Source organism: Marinobacter sp. (genome assembly GCF_035268745.1).
Taxonomy (GTDB): Bacteria; Pseudomonadota; Gammaproteobacteria; order Pseudomonadales; family Oleiphilaceae; genus Marinobacter.
Window position 1 is genome coordinate 11,938 of sequence record NZ_DATFKH010000050.1, and the last position, 24,936, is coordinate 36,873.

General features: G+C 56.5%; 19 protein-coding genes. 2 read left to right on the forward strand and 17 right to left on the reverse strand.

What is annotated here, in order from left to right; translation table 11 throughout:
- Window positions 1–8 precede the first annotated feature (8 nt).
- The 4 genes from ligA to VJ956_RS03550 all read right to left on the reverse strand — a co-directional run bounded on the left by ligA (window position 9) and on the right by VJ956_RS03550 (window position 6,830).
- Window positions 9–2,033, reverse strand: coding sequence for an NAD-dependent DNA ligase LigA (gene ligA, locus VJ956_RS03535; protein ID WP_324081717.1), 2,025 nt, complete (start codon window positions 2,031–2,033; stop codon window positions 9–11).
- Window positions 2,030–3,082, reverse strand: coding sequence for a cell division protein ZipA (gene zipA, locus VJ956_RS03540; protein ID WP_324081719.1), 1,053 nt, complete (start codon window positions 3,080–3,082; stop codon window positions 2,030–2,032). Before zipA ends, ligA begins: the two co-directional genes overlap by 4 nt.
- A 111-nt stretch (window positions 3,083–3,193) precedes the next feature.
- The gene (gene smc / locus VJ956_RS03545; protein WP_324081721.1) at window positions 3,194–6,691 is read right to left on the reverse strand and encodes a chromosome segregation protein SMC; all 3,498 of its coding nucleotides are present in this window, start codon (window positions 6,689–6,691) and stop codon (window positions 3,194–3,196) included.
- 1 nt (window position 6,692) lies between these two features.
- Entirely contained in the window at window positions 6,693–6,830 is a 138-nt protein-coding gene (locus VJ956_RS03550; RefSeq protein WP_324081723.1) for a hypothetical protein, read from the reverse strand.
- Between the two features lie 271 nt (window positions 6,831–7,101).
- Between VJ956_RS03550 and VJ956_RS03555 the strand changes: the two genes are divergently transcribed.
- The gene (locus VJ956_RS03555; RefSeq protein WP_324081725.1) at window positions 7,102–8,034 is read left to right on the forward strand and encodes a GGDEF domain-containing protein; all 933 of its coding nucleotides are present in this window, start codon (window positions 7,102–7,104) and stop codon (window positions 8,032–8,034) included.
- A gap of 14 nt (window positions 8,035–8,048) precedes the next feature.
- On the opposite strand, the gene rluB is transcribed toward VJ956_RS03555, so the two are convergent.
- The 13 genes from rluB to sdhC all read right to left on the reverse strand — a co-directional run bounded on the left by rluB (window position 8,049) and on the right by sdhC (window position 23,135).
- Window positions 8,049–9,023, reverse strand: a complete 975-nt coding sequence (gene rluB, locus VJ956_RS03560) for a 23S rRNA pseudouridine(2605) synthase RluB (protein ID WP_324081727.1) — start codon at window positions 9,021–9,023, stop codon at window positions 8,049–8,051.
- A 39-nt stretch (window positions 9,024–9,062) separates the two neighbouring features.
- Window positions 9,063–9,665 (reverse strand): SMC-Scp complex subunit ScpB, encoded by a 603-nt coding sequence (scpB, locus tag VJ956_RS03565; RefSeq protein WP_324081728.1) that lies wholly within the window; start codon window positions 9,663–9,665, stop codon window positions 9,063–9,065.
- A 25-nt stretch (window positions 9,666–9,690) separates the two neighbouring features.
- On the reverse strand, window positions 9,691–10,527 hold the full coding sequence (locus tag VJ956_RS03570; protein WP_324081730.1) for a segregation and condensation protein A: 837 nt from the start codon (window positions 10,525–10,527) through the stop codon (window positions 9,691–9,693).
- A gap of 25 nt (window positions 10,528–10,552) precedes the next feature.
- Complete coding sequence (locus VJ956_RS03575; RefSeq protein WP_324081732.1) at window positions 10,553–11,767, reverse strand: tryptophan--tRNA ligase; 1,215 nt, start codon at window positions 11,765–11,767, stop codon at window positions 10,553–10,555.
- A 142-nt stretch (window positions 11,768–11,909) separates the two neighbouring features.
- A complete protein-coding gene (gene sucD / locus VJ956_RS03580) occupies window positions 11,910–12,782 on the reverse strand; it encodes a succinate--CoA ligase subunit alpha (RefSeq protein ID WP_324081734.1) in 873 nt (290 codons plus the stop codon).
- Window positions 12,782–13,948 (reverse strand): ADP-forming succinate--CoA ligase subunit beta, encoded by a 1,167-nt coding sequence (sucC, locus tag VJ956_RS03585; protein WP_324081736.1) that lies wholly within the window; start codon window positions 13,946–13,948, stop codon window positions 12,782–12,784. The genes sucD and sucC overlap by 1 nt, the downstream gene beginning before the upstream one ends.
- A 74-nt stretch (window positions 13,949–14,022) precedes the next feature.
- Window positions 14,023–15,465: a dihydrolipoyl dehydrogenase gene (lpdA, locus tag VJ956_RS03590; protein WP_324081739.1), complete on the reverse strand. Its 1,443-nt coding sequence runs from the start codon at window positions 15,463–15,465 to the stop codon at window positions 14,023–14,025.
- A 35-nt stretch (window positions 15,466–15,500) separates the two neighbouring features.
- The gene (gene odhB, locus VJ956_RS03595) at window positions 15,501–16,757 is read right to left on the reverse strand and encodes a 2-oxoglutarate dehydrogenase complex dihydrolipoyllysine-residue succinyltransferase (RefSeq protein ID WP_324081741.1); all 1,257 of its coding nucleotides are present in this window, start codon (window positions 16,755–16,757) and stop codon (window positions 15,501–15,503) included.
- 25 nt (window positions 16,758–16,782) lie between these two features.
- Window positions 16,783–19,620, reverse strand: a complete 2,838-nt coding sequence (locus tag VJ956_RS03600; RefSeq protein WP_324081743.1) for a 2-oxoglutarate dehydrogenase E1 component — start codon at window positions 19,618–19,620, stop codon at window positions 16,783–16,785.
- 308 nt (window positions 19,621–19,928) lie between these two features.
- Window positions 19,929–20,633: a succinate dehydrogenase iron-sulfur subunit gene (locus tag VJ956_RS03605; RefSeq protein ID WP_324081744.1), complete on the reverse strand. Its 705-nt coding sequence runs from the start codon at window positions 20,631–20,633 to the stop codon at window positions 19,929–19,931.
- A 13-nt stretch (window positions 20,634–20,646) separates the two neighbouring features.
- Entirely contained in the window at window positions 20,647–22,419 is a 1,773-nt protein-coding gene (gene sdhA / locus VJ956_RS03610) for a succinate dehydrogenase flavoprotein subunit (RefSeq protein WP_324081746.1), read from the reverse strand.
- Between the two features lie 3 nt (window positions 22,420–22,422).
- Window positions 22,423–22,767: a succinate dehydrogenase, hydrophobic membrane anchor protein gene (sdhD, locus tag VJ956_RS03615; protein WP_324081748.1), complete on the reverse strand. Its 345-nt coding sequence runs from the start codon at window positions 22,765–22,767 to the stop codon at window positions 22,423–22,425.
- Window positions 22,761–23,135, reverse strand: a complete 375-nt coding sequence (gene sdhC / locus VJ956_RS03620; RefSeq protein ID WP_324081749.1) for a succinate dehydrogenase, cytochrome b556 subunit — start codon at window positions 23,133–23,135, stop codon at window positions 22,761–22,763. The genes sdhD and sdhC overlap by 7 nt, the downstream gene beginning before the upstream one ends.
- A gap of 425 nt (window positions 23,136–23,560) precedes the next feature.
- On the opposite strand from sdhC, the gene gltA reads away from it, so the two are divergent.
- Complete coding sequence (gene gltA, locus VJ956_RS03625) at window positions 23,561–24,835, forward strand: citrate synthase (protein ID WP_324081751.1); 1,275 nt, start codon at window positions 23,561–23,563, stop codon at window positions 24,833–24,835.
- Window positions 24,836–24,936: the final 101 nt, after the last annotated feature.

Sequence of the window (24,936 nt, forward strand, 5' to 3'; positions counted from 1 at the left end):
ACGGGGCGTCAGAGAAAATTGTGACGGCTCAGAAAATCGGTAAATGCTTCATCATCCATCACCGGAACACCCAGTTTTTCAGCTTTTGCGAGCTTGGAACCGGCGGATTCTCCAGCCACTACACAGGAGGTCTTTGCCGATACGCTGCCCGCAACCTTTGCCCCCAGACTCTCCAGACAGGCTTTCGCCTCATCCCGGGTCATGGTGGACAGAGTCCCTGTCAGCACCCAGGTTTCACCTCTAAAAGGTTGTTCGCGGGCGGTGATTTCCTCTTGCTGCCACTCAACTCCCGCCTCCTTCAGGGCCTCAAGCGTGTCGATATTATGGCTCTGCCCGAAAAAACTGCGGATATGCCCTGCCACAATGGGGCCCACATCCGGCACCGTCTGCAGACTCTCCTCGTCAGCCTGACTGATTGCTTCCAGGCTACCAAAATGGCTTGCAATGGCTTTCGCTGTTGCTTCTCCAACTTCCCGGATGCCCAGCGCATACAGAAACCTCCAGAGTACGGGATTTCTAGACTGGTCGACGGCATTGATCAGGTTGGAGGCAGACTTGTCGCCCATCCGCTCAAGCCCGGTCAGGTCGGATTTCTTCAGCCGATAAAGGTCAGCGACCGTCCTTACCAGTTCCCGGTCGACCAGAATATCGATCCACTTGTCACCCAGGCCTTCAATGTCCATGGCTTTTCGCGAGGCATAATGGCGGATGGCCTCCTTGCGCTGGGCCGGACAGTAGAGACCGGCAGAACAGCGGGCGACCGCTTCGCCCTCAAGCTGCACGATATCGGAGTGACAGACGGGACAGTCCGGCGGCAGGCTAACCGTTCTGGCATCGTCAGGGCGCTGATCCGGCAAAACCTTCACCACCTGGGGAATAACATCCCCTGCCCGGCGAACGAAAACAGTGTCGCCGATCCGGACATCCAGACGACGGATTTCATCCATATTGTGAAGCGTTGCATTGCTCACGGTGACACCGCCGACAAAGACCGGTTTCAGGCGGGCAACCGGGGTTATGGCACCGGTACGTCCAACCTGGAATTCCACGTCTTCAATAACGGTCAGTTCTTCCCGGGCCGGAAACTTCTGGGCAATGGCCCAGCGGGGCGCCCTGGAAACAAAGCCAAGCTGTTGTTGCAGGGCCAGACTATTAACCTTGAACACAATGCCATCGATCTCGTAGGGCAGTTCGTTACGTTTGTCGAGCAGGTCCCGGTATGCCTCGAGGCAGGCATCAACGCCGGTGACCAGGCGCATTTCCGGATTGGTCCGGAAACCCCAGGACTTGACCTGCTGAAGCCCTTCCCAGTGGGTGGGCGGCATGGTGCTCTCGTCTTCCAGGGCAACACTGTAGGCACACATTTCCAGCGGGCGCCGCGCTGTCACCGTCGGTTTTTTCTGTCGCAGGCTGCCTGCGGCTGCGTTGCGGGGGTTTACAAAGGTTTTGTCGCCCTTTTCTGCCAGCGTCTGATTCAGCTTCTCGAAGCCGGATTTCGGCATATACACCTCACCGCGGACCTCAACCAGGCCGGGAACCTTCTGCCCCCGGAGCCTGAGTGGCACCGACGCGATGGTGCGGATGTTCGCGGTAATATCCTCGCCGGTGTAACCGTCGCCCCGCGTCGCTGCGCGGGTAAGTATACCGTCATCGTAGTGCAGGCTGACGGCAAGGCCGTCCAGTTTGGGCTCGCAGACATACTCGATGGGATCGTCGCTTTTAAGCCGGTCCCTGATCCGCCGATCAAAGTCTTTCAGCTCGTCATCGGAAAAAGCATTATCCAGCGACAGCATCGGAATGCGGTGGGAAACAGATTCGAACAGGGTTTCTGCGCCGCTGCCCACCCGGCGGGTCGGGGAATCCGCAGTAATCAGCGAAGGGTGCGCCTGTTCAATCTCCTGCAGTTCGCGAAACAGACGGTCGTACTCGGAATCCGGAACCTCGGGATCATCAAGTACATAATACCGGTAGTTGTAATCTGTCAAAGCCTGGCGAAGTTCTTCTGCCCGCTTTTTTGCCTGGTGGTCAGTCATTGTCCCGGAGATCGGTTTTTCCGCTCATATTCGCGGATTCTTTGACGGCAGTGTTCAATGGTTTGTGCGGTCATGACACTGCGGCGTTCGTCTTTCAGTTCCCCGCCCAGATTACGGACCACACACTGAGCTGTCTCGAGCATGAACTCGAAGGCCTGTAGCGAATTCGACGGCCCCGGCATACTCATGAAAAAACTGATTCCCGGCGTCGAGAGTTGTGCCATCTCTTCCGGCCGGAAGGTGCCCGGCTCAACCGCACTGGCAACGCTGAACTGAACCGGGCTGCGGGTATCTGTTTGCTCATGACGATGGTAGATGTCGAGGTCACCGTGCTGCAGCCCGCAGGCCTCGAACAGCTCTTTCAGTTTTTTGCCGCTGAAATTCTCGCCTGTTTTCGCCAGCACGTTGATCACCACCACTTCCCGCGCTTCCGGGCGGTTGGCTCCGGCCAGCGGCTGGTCAGACTCCTTGCCGACCGGCGCTCGCCTGGCGGTATCCTCTTCGACTTCGGAGGTCAGGACCGGCGGTTCCTTGCGCTGCTTCCAGGAATTTTGCCCGGTCTGCGGCGCCGCCGGCTCCTTAGCCCCGACAACGCGGGCTTCGCCAAGGATGCCATCGTCCCCATCCGCGTCAACGGCGGGCTCGTCGGCCGATCCCCAGCCAGATTCAATCTCCGGGTCGGCGTCGTCGCCGGTTGCAGAGAATCTCTCACCGGGACTTTCTTCAGCCGCAACGGTCGAATCTGCGGTCTCCTTCGCCGCCGTAACCGGCCGGGTTGGCCTCGGCGGCGGGTTGCCAAAACGGGATTTCTGTGGTTTGACGTAGCCCCTGTCTTCAAGGGTATCCCGGCCTATCGTTCTGGCGCCTCCGTTTGGCAGTTCCGGATTGAAGTCATCATCCAGCGGCGATGGATCAAGATCATCGGCACCCATGCCTGACGAGATGGCCACAGATTCCTTGCGTGCCCGACGCATGCGCCGAATGCCATCAATGACAACCCCGATTACCACCAGAGCGCCAATGGCAATTAACCATTCCCTTAAAGACATAGCCTTACTGTCCTGTCTGCGATATCAGTAACACCGTTACTCTATGAAAACGCCCATTTGAATACAACGCTTAGCCGGCCGAGATGGCCAATTTGTCATCAGTTCCGTGTTTCAGGCCTGGGCCAGGGCCGCTGCTTCGTCGACATCAACCGATACCAGGCGCGAACACCCGGGCTCGTGCATGGTCACGCCCATCAACTGATCGGCCATTTCCATGGAGATCTTGTTGTGAGTGATAAAAATAAACTGCACCTGCTTCGACATTTCTTTCACCATATTCGCATAACGCTCCACGTTGGCATCGTCAAGCGGAGCGTCCACCTCATCCAGCATACAGAAAGGCGCGGGATTGAGCTGGAAGATGGAAAACACCAGAGCGATGGCCGTGAGGGCTTTCTCGCCACCGGACAAGAGGTGAATCGTACTGTTTTTCTTACCCGGAGGGCGCGCCATAATGGCAACACCGGTCTCGAGCAGATCTTCCCCGGTCAGTTCAAGACTGGCATTGCCGCCCCCGAACACCTTGGGGAAAAGGGCCTGAAGCCCGCCATTCACCTTGTCGAAGGTTTCCTTGAAGCGCTGACGGGTTTCCCGGTCGATTTTGCGGATGGCCGTGTCGAGGGTCTCAAGCGCCTCCATCAGGTCCGCATTCTGACTGTCGAGGTACTGCTTGCGTTCACTCTGCACCTGGTACTCTTCTATCGCAGCCAGGTTAATGGCACCCAGACGCTGAATCCGCGCCGCAATCCTTTCCAGAGCATCCGACCAGGCCTGCTCGGTGGCATCCTCCGGGAGCCCGCCAACCACATCCTGAAGCTGAAGATTCAGATCGGTGAGCTGCTCCAGATACTGCGCGGCACGGATTTCGGTGGCCTGTGACTCCATTCTTGCCTGCTCCAGGCCTGCCCGCACCTCCTGGATCCGGATTTCCGCGCGGCTTCGACCCTGCTCCTGCTCGCGAACCTGCCGGTCAATATCTTCAAGCGCGTCTCTGGCCGCCGCCAGTTTCTGCTCTTCCGCAAGGCGGCGGTCCAGAAGCCCCTCAAGCTGCATCTGCAGATCCTCAATGGGCTCCTCTGCCGTTTCCCGACTGTCACCAAGGAGTTCGAGGCGCTCGTCCAGCCGCTCTTTCTGCAGCTGCATTCGGTCAAGAGTCTGTTCAAGGCCATCGCGCTGGCTTTGCAACGACTGCAGTTGCAACTGTAACTGATGGGCGCGATCGCGGTCGTGCCGTGCCTGCTGCCGCAGACCATCAAGCCGTTCCCGCAGGGTGTCCCGGCGCTCAAGAAGCTGCTCTTTCTCATCATCACTCTGCTCGGTTGAGGCCAGAGCCTCCTGCCACTCTTCCCGCGCCGCAAGCAACTGCTCCTGCTGGTCCTCGAGTTGCAGGGCGATATCCGTCATATCCTCGCCGATGCGCTGCAGACGATCTTCGATCTGTTCGGCGCGGGCCCTGATGCCGCTGATCCGCGACGACAGGGCGGCAAGCTCGCGCTCGACGCCGGACTGTTCAGACTGCGCCGTTTCCCGGGCCTGCTCGGCTTGCTCGGCACGTTGCTGATAGTGTTCCAGCCGGGACTCCGCGGCTTCCAGGCGCGACTCGGCCTGCTCGAGTCCGGAAGCCAGTTCCGTCACCTTGCGCTGCCGTTCGAGAATACCCACATGGGAAGATTCAGAATCCGGCATCAGCATCCAGTCCCTGGCCAGCCAGGCACCTTCGGCCGTTATGATGCTCCGGCCCGGTTCAAGCGAGCCCCGCCGTTGCAGCGCCTGCTCCAGAGTTTCTGCGGTATCGACCATAGCCAGCACCGGCATCATGCCGCCGGCACCCTCTACTCTGGCCGCCAGGGTGCCGCTGTCAGGGATCAGGTCGCCGGTTTGCTGACTTACCACGGCCAGCCCTCGCGGTGCCCCTGTCAGAGCGTTCTCAAGCGGATCGAGAACGGGCACACTCATGCCCTGACTGAAGCGCCCGATCACCTGTTCAACCGCATATTCCCAGCCGCTTTCCACCCGCAAGCGGGTGGCCAGGCGATCCCTGTTGCCGAGATTCTGATCGCCAAGCCAGCTTTTCAGGGCATCATTCTGGCCATCCAGCTGTTCGTCCAGCAGGCCCTGCTGTGAGTCCAGCGAGGCCCGCAGATTCTGCACAGACTGCCTCTCATCCGCTGCCGCGCTTTCGGCACCACGCTGCTGATAGCGGGCTTCCTGGAGTTCATCCTGCAACTGACTGATACGTTCCCCGGCCTCTTCCCGGCGCAGCTCGAGAATCTCCTGCTGCTCCAGCATGGCGTCGAGCTCGGCCCGGTCAAACTGATCCTCAAGCTGTGTCTTTTCATCCCCCATTCGCTGCTGGCGGTTGCGAAGCTGCTCGATTGCAGTTTCCAGAGACTGAATCCGGGACTGGGCAAGCTCGGCCTGACGGCGTGCATCGGCATAGCGGGCACTGAAACCTTCCCACTGATGCTGCCACTGCGACATGGCTTCCTCGGCCTGCTGGAGTCTGGCGCCGGATTCCTCGGATGCCAGGCTCAGGGATTCCTGCTCCGGAATCAGCTCAGCCAGCTCGGCCCGGATGGCAGCCAGCCTGTTTTCGTCCTGTTCAAGTTCCCGCGCCAGTTCACGCTGGTTCGCCATTGCCTGATCAAGCTCGGCAGCGGTCTGGCGGCTGCGTTCCCGGTGGTGATCGAGACTCTGTTCAATGCGCGCGATATCAGCGCCGGCCTGGTAATATTTCGCCTGCGCCCGATTGAAATGCTCGTTGCGCTCCTGGTGGTCTTCGCGAAGTGTTTCCAGAGACGTTTCCAGGCTGACTCTTGCGGTCAGATGTTGCTCCAGCTCCAGTTCGGTGTCACCAATGCGCGCCCTGGAGTTCTGCAGCTCCCGGTCCAGCGCCTGCCACCGCAGCACAATCAGTTCCGCCTTCTTGCCGCGTTCTTCGTGTTTGTAGCTTTTATACTTTTCAGCCGCCTCTGCCTGTCGCGAAAGATGCTGCAAATGACGCCCCAGCTCATCCCGCAGGTCGGTCAGGCGTTCCAGGTTTTCCTGGGTGCGGCGAATCCGGCTTTCGGTTTCCTTCCGGCGCTCCTTGTACTTGGAAATGCCCGCGGCTTCTTCGATGTAGACCCGCAATTCCTCCGGTTTGGCTTCAATAAGCCGGGAAATCATACCCTGCTCGATGATGGCGTAACTCCGTGGCCCGAGTCCGGTGCCAAGAAACAGATCGGTGATGTCACGGCGGCGACACCTGGAGCCATTGAGAAAATATTCAGACTGTCCCTCTCTGGAGACGCGGCGGCGAACCGATATTTCATTGAACTTTACAAATTCACCCGGTGCGGAGCCATCGCTGTTATCAAAGACCAGTTCAATAGTGGCCTGACCCACGGGCTTGCGGGCGCTGGACCCGTTGAAAATGACGTCGGTCATGGATTCGCCACGGAGATACTTGGCGGAACTTTCCCCCATCACCCAGCGCACGGCATCAATGATGTTGGATTTTCCACAGCCGTTGGGCCCGACAACCGAGGTCATATTGGTCGGGAACGGAACCGTCGTCGGGTCAACAAACGACTTGAACCCCGCCAGTTTGATGGACTTGAGTCTCATATCAGGCTCCTGTTCCAAGGTTACTGAGCACCTGATGGCGCTGATGTTCGCCAAACTTCCGGATAACCTGTTCCAGCCGGGCCGGGTCATCATGATGGCCAATCTTCTTGGACAGATTTTCGGGGGCCCTGAACCTCATATAACTGAACAACCCCTGCAATGAGCGCCTGAACATGAAGTGCGGAAGTTTATCACAGGCGTCGGCAAGCCCCATCCTCCCGGAGTATTTTCAGTTGCCGGACGAGGGCGGAAAGATTCTGCCATAAAATTGGCGAACAGGTACATGACCTCAATAAATCGACGGATTTTATATTAAATAAGTTTTCTTACTTTCTGTTATATATATGGTTTTTGTTTCCTGGCAAGACTTGTGCTTCGACAGATTCAAATGGCAAACCGGGGCAACAACAGTGAAACAGAGTCCAGGCATTACAGGTTCCGTCCAGACCACTCAAAAACTGGCGACGCTGGTGCAGACACACAAGAACTGGAATGAATCGCCCGATGTTCTGACGCGACTCACCAGAAGACTCTCAACCACCCTGTCCCTGGCAACCCAGATGGGTATTATTGCCGAGGAAATGATGTCGGTTATTCCGTTTGACTGCATGACTTATCGTCACCAGATTGCATCGAAAGATTTTGTCTACGCCACCGGTATTGGTGGCCCCCACCGCTGCGACTACCGGCTGAATCTGGAGGGTCAGTTTTACGGCTCGCTCACGTTCAGCCGCAAGAGGCGCTTTACCGAAAGGGAACTCCAGGGCCTGGAGTTGATCCTCGGCGCAGCCATCTGTCCGGTTCGCAATGCCTGCCAGTACCTTGCCGTTGAGCAGGCGGCACTGACCGATCCGCTCACGGGAATCCCGAACAAACGCGCCATGAACGATGCCATGGCAAGAGCGACCTCGCTGAGCAATCGCCATGGTCTGCAGAATTCATTGATCCTCTGTGATCTGGACCATTTCAAATCCATCAATGACCAGTACGGGCACATTATTGGCGACCGCGTTCTGCAACTTGCAGCCCAGGAGTTGCAGAATGCCATCCGGACCTCCGACGAGGTCTACCGCTTCGGCGGCGAAGAATTTGCCATTCTACTGCCCCAGACCAGCGAGGCCGACGCCAGGGCAGTCGCCGACCGGATCCGGCAGTTCATAAGCACCATCCGGGTCCGCTGTGGCGAAGCCACAATCGCTGTTACCACAAGTTGCGGGGTCGCCATGGGGTTGCCGGAAGAAGACCCGAAGCAATGGCTGGCACGGGCCGATGAAGCGCTCTACCGGGCGAAAGATAACGGCCGCAATTGCACCCGGGTATTCGCAGCGATTACCCATGGCTGAGTACTTTTGCGCTGTCAGCCTCGATGTTTTTTATTGCGGCCTCTTTTTACTGCTCTGTCGTCATCCATATTCTGTCCACCGGATACCTGCCACCTGGGGGTTCCGGGTTTGCGCCTTGCGGGTCCGCCATGCTTGCGCTGTTTGCGGTCATCGATCTTTTTTTCCGACGGCGTTTTGGCGGGAATATCAACCGGCGGCAGTTCCACCATGCGACTCAACGAATCCACCGCTTTCTGGTCCAGTTCCTCCCATTTACCCATACTCAGGCGACTGGGCAGAAATACCGGGCCATAGCGAACCCGTTTGAGTCGGCTTACCCGCACGCCCTGGGATTCCCATAGCCGCCGGACCTCCCGGTTGCGGCCTTCCATCAGGGTGACATGGAACCATTGATTGATGCCCTTGCCCCCGGCCTCGGAAATATCCGTGAATCGTGCGGTGCCATCGTCCAGCAGTACGCCTTCGGACAGGCGCCTGATCATGGCTTCGTCCACCTCGCCAAACACCCGCACGGCGTATTCACGATCAATCTGTCTTGAGGGGTGCATCAGCCGGTTTGCCAGCTCACCGTCGGTGGTAAAGAGAACCAGCCCGGTGGTGTTGATATCCAGTCGACCAATGGCAATCCAGCGGTGGTCAGGCAGTCTTGGCAGGCGATCAAAAACCGTTGGCCTGCCCTCAGGATCGCGACGTGTCGTCACTTCGCCCTCGGGCTTGTTATAGATCAGCACCCGCCTGAGGACCTCTGCGCCCGCTTTAATATCCAGCCGCTTGCCATCCAGTTCTATCCTGTCACTTACCGTAGCCTTCTGCCCCGGCATCGCTGGCCTGCCATTGATCTGAAGCCGACCGGCTTCGATCCAGCTCTCGACTTCGCGGCGGGAACCAACGCCGGCCCGTGCCAGAAGCTTCTGGATACGTTCCGGTTCGTCCGTCGTGGTTGTTTTTGAGGTGCCTGGATCGGGTTTTCCGGGGCGATCAGCCGCCATCAATAGGTCCTTTAATAAAAAACTGCCAAAGCGGCAATATCAGTGAAGCGTTCCTTCGAATTCGATTTCCGCCTGCATGTTGCTTTCAATCTCGCGACCAATTGCTTCCAGATCGCGGATTTCCGACAGCGGCGGAAGCTGATCCAACCCCTGAAGATTAAAATAATCCAGGAACTGCCGGGTCGTGGCATACATCGCCGGACGACCGGGCACATCCCGATGGCCCACGATCCTTACCCATTCCCTTTCCTGCAGGGTCCTGATGATATTGGTGCTGACAGTGACGCCACGAATATCTTCAATTTCACCCCGGGTGATGGGCTGGCGGTAAGCGATTAACGCCAGGGTTTCCAGTAGCGCACGAGAGTAACGCTGCGGTTTTTCCTCAAACAGTCGCCCGACCCAGGGTGCATAGACTTCACGCACCTGCAACCGGTAGCCACTGGCCACTTTTCTGAGCTCAAATCCACGGCCCTCACAGGCAGCGTCAAGCAGCACCATCACGTGTTCCATGACCTGGCGCGCCGGCCGTTCTTCTTCATCGAACAGCTCCCGCAACTGATCCAGGGACATGGGCCTGCCGGCGGCCAGCAGAGCGGCTTCGGCGATTGCCTGTAGCTTCCGGAGACTTTCTTCGTTCATAGACTCAACATCCGCCTGTGTTTATTCACCTCACGGCTCTTGCCCGAACGTGAATTGGACCCAACACCTCCCCCTGGACGACTTCAATCAGTTGCTCCTTGACCAGCTCAAGGGTCGCCAGAAAACTGACAACAACACCCAGTTTACCTTCCTCGGGGGTAAACAGGCTCTGGAAGGTGACAAACTGATCATCGGTCAATGCAGCAAGAATAGCGGACATCCGCTCCCTTGTGGAAAGCCGCTCCCGTTCAACATGATGGCTGGTAAACAGCTCAGCCCGGGCAAGAACGCCGCGCAGCGCCAACAGCATTTCCCGCAAATCCACGTCAGGCTGGGTCTGGGCCGAGTGAAGCGTTGGCAATGCTGCGGAAGCTGCGAACGAATCCCGCTCCTGGCGCGGCAACCGGTCAATGTCCTCAGCCGCCTGCTTGAAGCGCTCGTATTGCTGGAGCCGTCGAATCAGCTCCGCGCGGGGGTCGACTTCTTCCTCGTCTTCCGTGTGCTGCCGGGGCAGCAACATCCGGGATTTTATTTCAGCCAGGGTTGCCGCCATCACCAGGTACTCGGCGGCCAGCTCGAACCGCATGGAATCGACGGCGCCGATATAGTCCATATACTGCCGGGTGATCTCGCTGACATCGATATCCAGGATGTCCATGTTCTGACGGCGGATCAGATAAAGCAGAAGATCCAGCGGTCCTTCGAATGCCTCGAGAAAAACCGCCAGTGCGTCCGGCGGAATGTAAAGGTCATTCGGCATGTCCACCACAGTTTTGCCAGACACACGGGCGAACGGCGACGGGCCTTCCGGCGACGCCACCTGCGTATCAGTAGTCGGATTTTCTGTGGTTTCTTCGGTCATAAAGTTCTGATGGTACCTTTCTGCTCTAGCGGTACTTTAGCCCCATCACTGCCCTGACCTCTTCAAGGGTGTCCCTTGCGGCGTCACGGGCGGTTTCACAGCCATCTTCAATGATCGCCCTGACCAGATCCGGATTGCTCTCGTACTCCGCGGCGCGATCATGAAGTGGTTTCTGCTCTTCCACAATGGCGTCGATCAGCGGTTTCTTGCACTCCAGACATCCGATCCCTGCGCTGCGGCAACCATTCTGCGCCCACATCTGGGTACGCTCGTCTGAATATACTTTATGCAGCCCCCAGACCGGGCATTTTTCAGGTTCGCCGGGGTCCGTGCGACGAACACGCTGAGGATCTGTCTGCATGGTCCGGACTTTGCGGGAGACGGTATCGGGGTGTTCCCTGAGGCCGATGGTGTTGTTGTAGGATTTTGACATTTTCTGTCCGTCCAGACCCGGCATCTTCGAATCCGGCGTCAGCAGGGGCCGGGGCTCTGGCAGAATTACCTTGCCGCCGCCTTCAATATAGCCGTATAGACGTTCGCGATCCCCCAGCGAAATGTTCTGCTGTTCTTTCAATAGCGCCCTGGCGGTTTCCAGGGCTTCCATATCCCCTGCTTCCTGATAGCGATTCTTGAGCGTGCGGTAGAGTTTGGCGTTCTTTTTGCCCATCTTGACGATCGCGCCTTCGGCCTGCTCTTCGAACCCCGGCTCGCGTCCGTAAATATGATTGAACCGCCGTGCAATCTCGCGGGTAATCTCGACATGGGACACCTGGTCCGCGCCCACCGGTACCCGGCCGGCACGATACACGAGAATATCGGCGCTCTGCAGCAACGGATAGCCCAGGAAACCATAGGTCGCCAGATCCTTTTCCCGCAGCTTTTCCTGCTGGTCCTTATAGGTCGGAATGCGTTCGAGCCAGCCCAGAGGCGTAATCATCGACAGCAACAGATGCAATTCGGCATGTTCCGGCACCCTGGACTGGATAAACAGGGTCGATGAGCCGGGATTGACTCCGGCAGCCAGCCAGTCGACCACCATCTCCCACACGCTGTGTTCTATGCCGCTGGGGTCATCATAGTTGGTGGTCAATGCGTGCCAGTCGGCGACAAAAAAGAAACACTCGAATTCATGCTGGAGTTTTACCCAGTTCTTGAGGACACCGTGATAGTGGCCAAGGTGCAACTTTCCGGTGGGACGCATACCGGACAGTATCCGTTGCTGGGAATCGACAGAACTCAAAGCATGAACTCCTTCTGAAAAAATGGTCAGCCACCATCTGGAAGCTGACCGGGCATTATAGTCTGATGAAGGTCCGGCGTTAAACAAAAAGCCCCCGGAAGTCCGCCAAGCAGACCCGGGGGCTTTCTGTGAACGGACGGCGTTACCAGCCGGTCACGTCCTTCAGGGCTTTGCCAATTTCGGCGAGACTGCGGACGGTTTTAACACCGGCATCATTCAGGGCTGCGAATTTTTCATCCGCGGTTCCCTTGCCACCGGAAATAATGGCACCCGCATGCCCCATACGCTTGCCCGGAGGCGCAGTAACACCGGCGATATAGGCAACCACCGGCTTGGTCACGTTGGCCTTGATAAAGGCTGCGGCCTCTTCTTCAGCGGTGCCGCCGATCTCACCGATCATCACGATGGCCTCGGTCTCCGGATCCTCCTGCAGAAGTTGCAGAATATCGATGAAGTTCGACCCCGGGATCGGATCGCCGCCGATACCGACACAGGTTGACTGGCCGAAACCGAAGTCCGTAGTCTGCTTGACCGCTTCATAGGTCAGCGTACCGGAGCGTGACACAATCCCGACTTTACCCGGCTGGTGAATATGCCCCGGCATGATGCCGATCTTGCACTGCTCCGGTGTAATCACGCCCGGGCAGTTAGGCCCGATCATGCGTACTCCATTCCGGTCTGCATACTCTTTGGCGTAAAGCATGTCGATGGTCGGGATACCTTCGGTAATGCATACAATCAGCTCAATACCGGCGTCCGCCGCTTCGATGATGGCATCTTTACAGAAGGGAGCAGGCACATAAATAACCGTAGCCTGAGCGCCCGTTTCTTCTACCGCTTCGCGAACCGTGTTGAATACCGGCAGGCCCAGGTGCTTGGTGCCACCCTTACCCGGGCTGACGCCCCCTACCATTCTGGTGCCGTACTCAATAGCCTGCTCGGAGTGAAAAGTACCCTGAGCGCCGGTAAAGCCCTGGCAGATAACCTTGGTGTCTTTGTTAATCAGGATACTCATTATTTACCCCCCGCGGCGTTAACGACCTGCTCTGCGGCATTGGCCAGGCTGGTTGCAGCGATTATGTTCAGGCCACTGTCAGCCAGGACCTTGGTGCCTATCTCTGCGTTGTTACCTTCCAGGCGGACAACCACCGGTACTTTAACGCCCACCTCTTTCACCGCACCGACAATACCTTCTGCGATCATGTCGCAGCGGACAATACCACCGAAAATGTTGACCAGTACGGCTTTCACGTTGGTGTCGGAAAGAATGATCTTGAAGGCTTCGGAAACGCGCTCTTTGGTCGCACCGCCCCCAACGTCAAGGAAGTTGGCAGGTTGGCCGCCGGAAAGCTTGATAATATCCATGGTGCCCATGGCAAGACCGGCACCGTTCACCATGCAACCGATATTGCCGTCAAGCGCCACGTAGTTGAGTTCCCACCTGGCGGCTTCGGCTTCACGGGAATCTTCCTGAGACGGGTCGTGCATTTCCTGAATCTTTTTCTGGCGGTAAAGGGCATTGCCATCCACCCCGATTTTGGCATCCAGGCAGTGCAGGTCGCCGCTGGATGTAATCACCAGCGGATTAATTTCCATCAACGCCAGGTCACGCTCTTCAAAGAGCTTCGCCAGTGCAACGAACATCTTGGTGAACTGGCCAATCTGCTTGCCTTCAAGCCCCAGTTTGAACGCAAGCTCGCGGCCCTGGTATGGCTGCGCCCCGACCAGCGGATCGATCTCTGCGCGCAGAATCTTTTCCGGAGTTTCTTCCGCGACCTTTTCAATTTCAACGCCACCCTCGGTGGACGCCATAAAAACAATACGACGGCTACCACGGTCCACAACGGCGCCCAGATAAAGTTCCTGATCAATATCGGTCAGGGCTTCCACCAGAATTTTGCTGACCGGCTGGCCGTGCTCGTCGGTCTGGTAAGTCACCAGATTCTTGCCCAGCCACTGCTCGGCAAAGGCGCGGATTTCGTCCTTGCTTTTGACCAGTTTTACACCACCGGCCTTACCGCGGCCACCAGCGTGTACCTGGGCTTTGACAACCCATGCGTCGCCGCCGATTTCGTCAGCTGCGGCCACCGCGTCCTTGGGGGTATCGCAGGCGACCCCTTTGGATACCGGCAGGCCATATTCAGCAAATAGCTGCTTGCCCTGATATTCGTGCAAATTCATAGTTTGTATCCCGCTATGTTATGGAAGATAGCAATGGGGCGCCTCTGTCGGCGCCCCCTGGTTCCTTGTTCGCGTTACTTCTTCTTGCGACGGTTGGCGACGTGAATCGCCCCATCGTCCACAGCCAGTGCTGCCTCGTGTACAGACTCTGACAGAGTCGGATGCGCAAAACAGGTCAGCGCCAGATCCTCGGCACTGGAGCCGAACTCCATGGCGATGACACCCTGTGCCACGATTTCCGAAGCCTGTGGTCCTACCACGTGAAAGCCAAGAATGCGGTCAGTTTTCTCATCCGCAATAATTTTTACCATACCGGCAGCCGAGTTGGCGGCCATGGCCCGGCCGTTTGCCGCGAACGGGAAAACCCCGGTCTTGTAGGCCTCGCCTTCGGATTTCAGCTCTTCCTCGGTCTTGCCGACCCAGGCCACTTCCGGGAAGGTATAGATCACGTTCGCAATGCAGTCGTAGTTGACCTGAGGTTTGTGCCCGGCGATACGCTCGGCAACCATCACGCCTTCCTCCGACGCCTTGTGGGCCAGCATGGGTCCGCGAACCACGTCACCGACGGCCCAGACCCCGGGCGCTTCGGTCTTGCAGGTGTCATCGACAAAAATGAAGCCCCGCTCATCCATCTTGACGCCCGAGTCTTCAGCCAGAAGGTTGTCGGTATAGGGCCTGCGGCCGACAGCAACAATCAGCTTGTCGAATTTCTGCTCATGTTTGCCATTGGCATCTTCATAGGTCACGTGTACCAGCTTGCGCTTGACCTCGGCGCCGGTCATTCGGGCACCGAGAACAATGTTCAGACCTTTCTTCTGGAACTGTTTCAGGGTGTCCTTGGCAATCTGCTGATCCACCGCTGGCAGGAACGTATCCACCGCTTCGAGCATGGTAACTTCCGAACCCAGTCTGGCCCAGACGCTGCCCAGTTCAAGACCGATAACACCAGCACCGATAACACCCAGGCGTTTCGGCACTTCGTCAAACTCGAGGGCGCCTTCAGAGTCGACAATGGACTCACCGTCGAAGCGTGCGGGCGGAATCTCGATGGGTTTTGAACCACTGGCAAGAATGACGTTCTCGGCCTCGTATACGGTCGACTTTCCGTCTTTGTCGGTAACCTCGACCTTGTGGTTGGCCAGCAGCTTGCCATGACCATGTATGGAGGTAACGCCGTTGGCCTTGAACAGACCACCAATACCACCGGTCAGTTGCTTAACAATACCGAGCTTACGCTCCATCATCTTGCCAAGATCGATTTTCAGGTCTTTGGCGATGATCCCCTGCATTTCAAAGTCATGGCTGGCTTCCTCAAACTTGTGGGAAATCTCCAGCAATGCCTTCGACGGAATACAGCCTACGTTAAGACAAGTGCCACCCAGAACCTGGCTTTTCCCGTCTTCAGAGGTCCAGGATTCCACACAGGCGGTTTTCAGACCCAGCTGTGCCGCCTTGATAGCAGCAACATAGCCCCCTGGCCCGGCACCAATAACAATAACGTCGTACTTGTCAGACATAATTAACCCCGTTTTCTGATTCGGTAAGTGAGAACTCAGACATCCAGCAGAATACGGGCCGGGTCTTCAAGCATTTCCTTGATCGCTACGAGGAACTGAACCGCCTCTTTGCCATCGATCATGCGGTGGTCATAAGACAGCGCCAGATACATCATCGGCTGAACCACAACCTGGCCATTCACCGCCATGGGTCGCTCCTGAATTTTGTGCATACCCAGAATCGCAGTCTGTGGCGGGTTGAGAATCGGTGTCGAGATCAGTGATCCGAAAATTCCACCATTGGTGATGGTGAAGGTGCCGCCGGTCATCTCGTCGATGCCCAGCTTGCCGTCTTTGGCCTTGCTTCCGTATTCAACGATCTTCTTCTCAATGTCCGCCAGCCCCAGTCCGTCCACGTCACGGATAACGGGGACAACCAGTCCGCGCTCGGTGGACACGGCCACACCGATGTCCTGGTAACCATGGTAAACCATGTCATTACCATCAATCGAAGCATTGACCGCGGGGAATCGCTTGAGCGCTTCCGTGGCCGCCTTGGCAAAGAACGACATGAAGCCCAGCTTGATGCCATGACGCTTTTCAAAGTTTTCCTTGTACTGCTTGCGCAGCTCCATCACCGGGCCCATGTTGACCTCGTTGAAGGTGGTGAGCATGGCGGCAGTCTGCTGGGCGTTCACCAGTCGCTTGGCGATGCTGGCACGCAGGCGCGTCATGGGTACGCGCTTTTCCGGGCGCTCGCCTTGCTGAAGGTCGACTTCCGGCATGTCGGCTGCCGGCGCCTGTGCACCTGAAGAAGAGCTGGAAGACTCGGCATTATCTATATGATTCTGTACGTCTTCTTTTGTTACACGGCCATCTTTTCCGGTGCCTTTAATGGTTTCCGGCTCAATATCGTTTTCTTCCGCGAGTTTCCGCGCCGCCGGGCTCAGAATAGCTTCCCCTGATGCTTTGGAGGCGGACTCATCAGAGCTTCCGGCCGGTTCTTTTTCATCCGACGATGCTTTGTCTTCACTACCGCCTGAATCCTTTTCAGACGACCCGGACTCCCCGCCGGCGCCTTTCTTGAATTTACCAATCACTTCGCCGCTTTCAACGGTATCACCCTCAGCTTTCATTACTTCTTCGATAGCACCATCTGCCGGGGCAACTACCTCGAGCACAACTTTATCGGTCTCTATATCGACAATAAGCTCATCACGTGAGCAGGCTTCGCCTGGCTGCTTGTGCCAGGTCGCAATCGTGCCTTCTGCGACCGACTCGGGAAAAACGGGGGCTTTTATTTCAATTGACATCTCGGATCCTTAGTTCGGTAGCTCGTCAGATTTCAAAGGCGTCATTTACGAGTTTTTTCTGTTCTTCCACATGAACAGACATATGACCACAGGCCGGAGCAGCAGACGCGTCGCGGCCGGTGTACTGCAAATTAAGTTTGGGATCATGCCGATAAAGAGCGTTACGCATATGATGCTGACTCGAATACCAGGCGCCCTGATTCATTGGCTCCTCCTGACACCAGGTTACGTGTTTCAGTCCGGTGTACTGACTCAGCAATTCATCCAGATCATCACCCGGGAACGGATAGAGCTGTTCGATTCGCACAATCGCAACGTCATCCCGTTCATCGTTTTTCTTGCGCTCAAGCAGATCAAAATAGACCTTGCCACTGCACATGATCAGTCGGGTGACATTTTTCGGGTCGGAGGGCTGTTTCTCGGGCAGAATCGTTTTGAACGTGCCCGATGTCAGGTCATCAAGATCCGATGTGGCTTCCTTGTGGCGCAACAGGCTCTTTGGCGTGATGGCCACTAGCGGCTTGCGCAGCGGGCGCTTGACCTGGCGGCGCAGCATGTGGAACACCTGCGACGGCGTGCTCGGAACGCACACCTGAATATTGTGTTCCGCGCACAGTTGCAGAAAGCGCTCAAGTCTCGCGGAGCTGTGCTCCGGTCCCTGCCCTTCATATCCATGAGGCAGCAGCAACGTCAGGCCGCAGAGCCGTTCCCACTTATGCTCACCACTGGTGAGAAACTGGTCGATGACAACCTGGGCACCATTGGCAAAATCGCCGAACTGCGCTTCCCAGACCACCAGACCACTCGGGGACGTGGTGGAATAGCCGTATTCAAACGCCATGACCGCTTCTTCAGACAGCAATGAATCGTAGATCTCGAATTTCGGCTGGTCTTCAGCTATGTGTTCAAGCGCTATGTGGGTCGAGCCATTTTTCTGGTTATGCAGAACCGCATGACGGTGGGAAAAGGTACCACGGCCAACATCCTGACCCGTGATCCGGATCGGGTGCCCCTCGTCAAGCAGAGTCGCGTACGCCATCACTTCGGCGTAGCCCCAGTTTATCGGCAAGGCTCCGGCAGTCATCTTTTCACGGTCACTGACAATCTTGGAGACCTGGCGTTGAATACTGAAACCCTCAGGCAAGGCAGTCAGCTTCTTGCCGAGCTTCTGGATGGTCTTCAGGGCGACGCTGGATTTGCACTTTGCGGTCCACTCGTGTCCCAGATACGGAGTCCAGTCAACATAGAGGTCCTTGTTCGGTTCTTTTACCAGTGACTTCACCACATGATCGCCCTTGTCAAGGGCGTCGCGGTACTCAAGCTCGGTTTGCTTGGACTCATCCTCTGCAATCACACCCTCCTGGATCAGCTTCTCGGCATAAAGTCCGCGTGTAGTCTTGAGTTTGCGAATTTTGTCGTACATCAGGGGCTGGGTTGCAGCGGGCTCATCCGCCTCATTGTGACCACGACGACGATAACAGACCAGATCAATCACCACGTCTTCCTTGAACTGATGACGATAGTCCATCGCCATCTGGGTCACGAAGAAAACAGCCTCTGGATCATCCGCGTTTACGTGCAGGATGGGCGCCTGAATCATCTTCGCCACATCGGTGCAGTATTCAGTGGAACGGGCGTCTTCCTGCCTGCTGGTGGTAAAACCGACCTGGTTATTGATAACGATATGGATAGTGCCGCCAATGCCGTAGCCACGGGTCTGGGACATCTGGAAAGTTTCCATCACCACGCCCTGGCCGGCAAAGGACGCATCCCCATGCATGACAATCGGCACGCACTGGGAGCCGTCCTTGTCTTCCCGACGGGTCTGACGGGCTCTGACGGAACCTTCAACGACCGGAGAGACGATTTCAAGATGTGACGGGTTGAATGCCAGTGCCAGATGGACTTCACCACCATCCGTCATGACATTGGACGAGAAGCCCTGATGGTATTTCACATCTCCGGAGCCCGAATCCGCAAGCTTCTTGCCTTCAAACTCGTCAAAAAGCTCCTTCGGATTCTTACCCAGCGTATTGACAAGAACATTAAGGCGACCACGGTGGGCCATACCAAGCACAATTTCTTTTGCCCCATAGCTACCGGCGCGCTGGATCAGTTCGTCCAGACAGGGAATCAGGCTCTCGGCACCTTCCAGCCCGAACCGTTTCACGCCGGGATAACGAGAGCCGAGATATTTCTCGAGCCCTTCAGCAGCGGTCAGGCGCTCCAGCAGATGCCTGCGGGTGGTTACTTCCAGTTTCGGGCGGGACCTGACAGGCTCCATCCGCTGTTGAAACCAGCGCTTCTTGCGGGTATCGACAATATACATGTATTCCGCGCCGATGCTTCCGCAATAGGTCTGACGGAGGCCATCGACAATGTCTCTGAGCCGCATGGTTTCGCTGCCAAAGCACAGCGAGCCAGTCTGGAACTCAAGGTCGTAATCAGCTTCTGTGAGTTCGTGAAAAGCAGGATTGAGATCCTCGACCGTCGTTCTTTCCCACACTCCCAGAGGGTCCAGCCCCGATTCCTGATGGCCCCGGAAGCGAAATGCGTTAATAAGCTGGAGCACGCGAATCTGTTTTTTGTCCGCATCCGCGGTTGCACTTGCGGGGACACCGCCAGTGGTCACAAAACGCTGATTTTTTGATATGTGCTCGAACTGCTGACGTATCGACGCATGACTGACGTCGCGCCCCCTGTATCCGTCAACACTGGGGAGTCTGTCGAAATAACTTCGCCACTCTTCAGGAACAGCGTTGGGGTCAGTCAGGTAGGTTTCGAAAAGCTGCTCGACGTAGGCCAGATTTCCACCCTGCAGGTGGGAGGTCTGCCACAGTTGCTCCATTATGCTTTCGTGCATGTTGAATTGCTCACCTTGGGCTGGTGCGAGAAGTCCAATATGGTCTGCCAGCGATTGTTTTCAGTCAATCCGAGATTCGGCGTGATTGAGTCTGGCAGCCACATCCAAACATGGATGTTTTCCATCCGCCGGTATCATACTCTGCAAAAGCCGCAGCAGAACCATTCAGATCCCGACCGCGGCTTGCACATTTTGCACCTCTCCCCAACTTATGGCCATAAGCCATTGGTTGAAAGGCCCGCTTCGCTGCGAGCCTTCGAGGTGTGTTCTCTAATCAGGCAGAGTATAGCGCCTGTTGTCGAATTTGCTTAAGTTGCTCGCTGCAGGAGCAGATCACGAATGTGGCCAATCGCCCTTGTGGGGTTAAGACCTTTCGGACACACGCTGACACAGTTCATGATGCCACGGCAGCGGAATACGCTGAAGGGATCGTCAAGATTGGAAAGACGCTGCTCCTGGGCGTCATCACGGCTGTCCGCAAGAAAGCGATAAGCCTGCAGCAGGCCGGCCGGACCGATGAATTTATCCGGATTCCACCAGAACGACGGACAGGCTGTAGAACAGCAGGCACAAAGAATGCACTCGTACAGGCCGTCCAGCTTTTCCCGCTCCTCCGGTGACTGGAGTCGTTCGATGGCCGGCGCCGGGCTGTTATTGACCAGGTAAGGCATGACCTTTTCGTACTGGCTGTAGAAAAGACTCATATCGACCACCAGGTCGCGGATGACAGGGAGACCCGGCAGTGGGCGAAGCACCAGCTTGTCTTTCTTCACCACCTCCGACAGCGGCGTGATGCAGGCAAGTCCGTTCTTGCCATTCATGTTCATGCCATCAGAGCCACAAACGCCCTCGCGACAGGAACGGCGGTACGCCATGGACGTATCCCGCTCCTTGATCAGATTGAGAACGTCCAGAACCATCAGGTCTTTGCCTTCCGGAACATCAACTTCCACGTCCTGCATATAGGGCGCTTTGTCTGCTTCCGGGTTGTAACGATAGACACTTACCAACATTGTTACATCCCCCTTAGTAGGTCCGGACCTTCGGTTCAAAAGTCGGAACAGTCTTCGGCGTGAAGTTGACGTCCCGCTTGCCAAGCCGCTTCTCGAGCGGAAAGTAGAGGGAGTGCTTCAGCCAGTTATCATCGTCACGCTCGGTGAAATCATTGCGTGCGTGCGCGCCGCGGCTCTCTTTGCGTTCAGCCGCGGACACCGCCGTGGCAAGGGCAACCTCGTAGAGGTTGTCCAGCTCCAGCGCTTCAATCCGCGCCGTGTTAAACGCATTGCTGGTGTCGGTCAGCTTGGTATTCCTGGTTCTTTCACCAATAGCCTCAAGTTTCTTCAGGCCTTCCTCCATGGCTTCGCCGTCGCGGAAGACACCGAAATAAAGCTGCATGCAGCTCTGGAGGTCCTTCCGGACATCGGCCACGCTTTCACCCTCGCTAGCTGAATTCAGGCGGTCCAGGCGGGCCATGGCAGCCTTGATGTCCTCTTCACTCGCGACGTCGGTTTCAAAGCCACCACGAAGCTGTTCTTCAATATAAAGACCGGCGGACCGGCCAAAGACAACAAGATCGAGCAACGAGTTACCGCCAAGGCGATTCGCACCGTGTACGGATACACATGCGGCCTCGCCACAGGCGAACAGGCCGGGGATCGGCTGATCCTTGCCGTCTTTATCCTGGGTCAGAGCCTGACCGCCGACAGTGGTCGGGATACCGCCCATCATGTAGTGGCAGGTCGGCACGACCGGCACCGGCTCTTTGACCGGATCCACATGGGCAAAGGTACGGGACAGCTCACAGATACCCGGCAGCCGCAGGTTCAGCGTTTCCTCGCCCAGGTGATCCAGTTTCAGCAGCACGTGGTCCTTTTCCGGGCCACAGCCACGCCCTTCAAGAATTTCTATAACCATGGATCTGGCGACAACATCGCGGCCCGCCAGGTCTTTGGCATTGGGTGCATAGCGCTCCATGAAGCGCTCACCTTCCGAGTTGATCAGGTAGCCACCCTCGCCCCGACAGCCTTCTGTTACCAGGGTGCCGGCACCGTATATACCGGTCGGATGGAACTGCCACATTTCCATATCCTGCATCGGGAAGCCTGCACGCAGGGCCATCCCGATACCGTCCCCGGTATTTATCAGAGCATTGGTGGTGGAGGCATAAATCCGCCCTGCACCGCCCGTTGCCAGCACCGTCGCCTTTGACTTGATGTAGGCCACTTCCCCGGTCTCGATTTCGATGGCAACCACGCCCACAACTTCGTTTTTGCTGTTCTTGACCAGGTCCACGGCATACCACTCGTTCAGAAAGGTGGTGCCGCCCTTGAGGTTTGCCTGATAGAGTGTGTGCAACAGCGCATGGCCGGTGCGGTCAGCAGCCGCGCAGGTGCGAGCCGCCTGAGTTGGATTGTCGGGACCCTTGGACTGGCCACCGAAGGGTCGCTGATAGATCCGGCCCTGCTCGGTGCGGGAAAACGGCAGGCCCATGTGTTCAAGCTCAAATACCGCCTGGGGACCAACCGAACACATATATTCCACTGCATCCTGGTCGGCAATGTAATCGGACCCCTTCACGGTGTCATACATATGCCAGCGCCAGTCATCGTTGGGATCGGCACTGGCAATTGCACAGGTGATACCACCCTGCGCCGAAACCGTGTGCGAACGGGTCGGAAACACCTTGGTGATACAGGCTGTATTAACGCCGGATTCAGTCAGTTGCAGGGCAGCACGCATACCCGAACCGCCCCCGCCAATCACAATAGCGTCGTAAGACATTGTCTTGATGTTAGACATTAATTAAAGCCCCCAAAGAATCTGAATGCCCCAAACCAGATACACGAACATTGCAAGTCCGCAAGCTGCCTGAAACAGAAATCTCAGTGCAGTTGCCTTGATATAGTCCGTTGATATAGTCCAGAGCCCGACCCAGGCATGAGCACCGATAGATATCAGAGTCAGGAGGGTAAGGATCCGGAACCAGGTCTGACTGAACAGTCCTGACCAGACCTGATAGTCTACATCTGTTGTAAGCGCGAAACCGATTAAGAAAATCGTGTACAGAGCAAGTACGTAAGCCGTGACGCGCTGGACCATCCAGTCAAAAACGCCACTTCGGCCAAGATTCGTTACGCTGTTTACCATACCCAGACTCCTGCCAGAACGATGAGGATAACGGAAACCACAATGGTGGCTTTGGCGGCAATGCGACCACTTTCAAGCTCCTCACCGATACCCATATCCATCAGCAGGTGCTTGATGCCGGCAACCAGGTGGTACAACAGGGCGGACAGGATGCCCCAGGTAATCAGCTTCGCCAGGAAGCTGTCCAGCAAGTCACTAACCCGGTTGAAGCCGGCCTCTCCGCTGAGGGAGAGGTCAAGCCCGTACAGCATGAACGCGACACCGATAAAAATAATGATGCCACTGATGCGATGCAGAATGGACGTTATGGCTGGCAGCGGGAAATGAAACTTGCCGAGATCGAGATTTACTGGTCGTTTGCTATTCACAGCGCTCTCACACTCTCTTTTTTTATTCTACAGACGGACCGGATCCGACGGCAGAGGGTTGGTGTTGACAGATCAGTGTGCAAAGACGAGAGCCCTACACACGATTGGCTCAGGAGGGAGGCCGGGCCTGCGCTGTTCTTAATGCGGCGCTGAACTCGGCGGGTCCTCTATTATCACGGGCTATGGATTATAAGGAGTAGCCCTGCTAATTACAAACGCGTAGGGTTGCAAAACCCCGTAAAATCAGGGTCTCACACTTTATGCCTGACTCCGCTATTCGTAGCGGTATCACCACTTTGTAGTCACTTTGCATTGACAAAAAAAGCCAACGCCCTATATTTTGCCCCTAGTCTTGCGATAATACTCGCCTTACCGGGCTTCCAAACACTGAACAGATTCCCAACATTTACAGAAAGGAGAGTACCATGACCGACAAGAAAGCCACGCTTTCAGTGGGTGGCAAGTCCTTGGACCTACCGGTGTACTCAGGCACTGTTGGCCCTGATGTCATCGATGTACGCGGCCTGGTGGAGGAAGGATTCTTTACTTACGATCCGGGGTTTATTTCAACAGCAGCCTGCGAATCCGGCATAACCTACATTGACGGCGCCAACGGAGTCCTTCTGCATCGCGGTTATCCGATCGAAGAACTGGCCGAGAATTCCGATTATCTGGAAGTCTGTTACCTGCTGCTTTACGGCGAATTGCCCGATGCGGAAAAAAACACGGAGTTCCATCAGACGATCAAGAATCACACCATGCTTCATGATCAGATGCGCAACTTCTACCAGGGCTTTCGCCGTGATGCGCACCCGATGGCGATCATGTGTGGGGTCGTGGGTGCCCTCTCGGCCTTCTATCACGACTCGATGGATGTAACCAGTGAACGCGAGCGGGAGGTCACTGCCCATCGCCTGATCGCCAAAATGCCCACCATTGCAGCCTGGAGTTACAAGTACAGCATTGGCCAGCCGTTCATGTATCCGCGTAATGACCTGTCCTATGCCGAAAACTTCCTGCAGATGATGTTTGGCGTTCCCTGTGAAGAGTACAAACCGAACCCGGTTCTGGCCAAGGCCATGGACAAGATCTTTTTGCTGCATGCCGACCACGAGCAGAACGCATCCACGTCCACTGTGCGCCTGGCGGGCTCGACCGGTGCCAACCCCTACGCCTGTATCGCTTCCGGCATTGCAGCCCTCTGGGGACCTGCTCACGGCGGAGCCAACGAAGCAGTTCTGGCCATGCTGTCAGAAATCGGCGATGAGTCGAACATCGAGAAATATATCGCCAAGGCCAAGGATAAGGACGATCCTTTCCGCCTGATGGGCTTCGGTCACCGGGTGTACAAGAACTTTGACCCACGTGCCAAGGTCATGGCCGAGACAGCCTATGAAGTACTGTCTGAACTCGGGCTGGAAAACGATCCGCTGCTCAGGATTGCACAGCGCCTGGAGAAAATTGCACTGGAAGATGAATTCTTTGTCGAGCGCAAACTCTATCCGAATGTGGACTTCTATTCTGGCCTGATCCTTAGAGCGATCGGCATCCCCACTTCCATGTTCACGGTAATCTTTGCCCTGTCCCGTACCATCGGCTGGTTCTCCCACTGGAACGAAATGGTCACTGGCAGCTACCGGATCGGTCGTCCCCGTCAGCTTTACACCGGTCCTGATGTCCGCAAGTACCCGAAAAAATAGACCCGGACTCGGGCATTCAGGCCAGGCCGCTCCCATAGCGGCCTTTTTTATACCCGGACATTCTGCAATGATTCATCAAGAGCAATAACAACATCACACTG